The sequence below is a fragment of the Nocardia sp. NRRL WC-3656 genome (genome assembly GCF_000720265.1).
In the GTDB taxonomy this organism is placed as follows: Bacteria; Actinomycetota; Actinomycetes; order Mycobacteriales; family Mycobacteriaceae; genus Nocardia; species Nocardia nova.
Map to the genome: position 1 here is coordinate 1 of NZ_JOJF01000114.1, position 438 is coordinate 438.

At 65.3% G+C, this 438-nt stretch carries 1 protein-coding gene; it reads left to right on the forward strand.

The genetic code is table 11. The features are described 5' to 3' along the window. On the forward strand, positions 1 to 438 hold a 438-nt coding region (locus IG65_RS38815), incomplete at both ends, for an ATP-binding protein (protein WP_030519019.1).

The window sequence follows — 438 nt, forward strand, 5'->3', positions numbered from 1 at the left end:
CGCGAGCAGTACACCGTGCGGGCGGCCGGCGCGGCACTGGGCCCCTCCGGCAGAGAGGGCGAGAGAACCCGCACCCACGCAGTCGCCGCGGAACGTCACCGCCTCGAGGAACTGCTGAACGAATCCTTCGGCTGGCTGGACTCCGACGGCGTCGACATCGCGGTCATCCTCATGTCGGAACTCATCGCGAACTCCCTCGCCGATACCGACGGCAAGGTCGAGGTCGTCATCACCCAGACCGACACCGAAGCGGAGCGCAAACTTCGTTTCGAAGTTCTCGACGACAGCGCCTTCGTACCCGAAATCGGCGATATGCCGGACGAATTCGCCGAACGTGGCCGTGGCCTGCCGATGATGGCGGCCGCCGCCGACGAATCCGGCATAACCACGTTCGACGACGGCTCGGGCAAATCCTCCTGGTTCGAACTACACCGACCC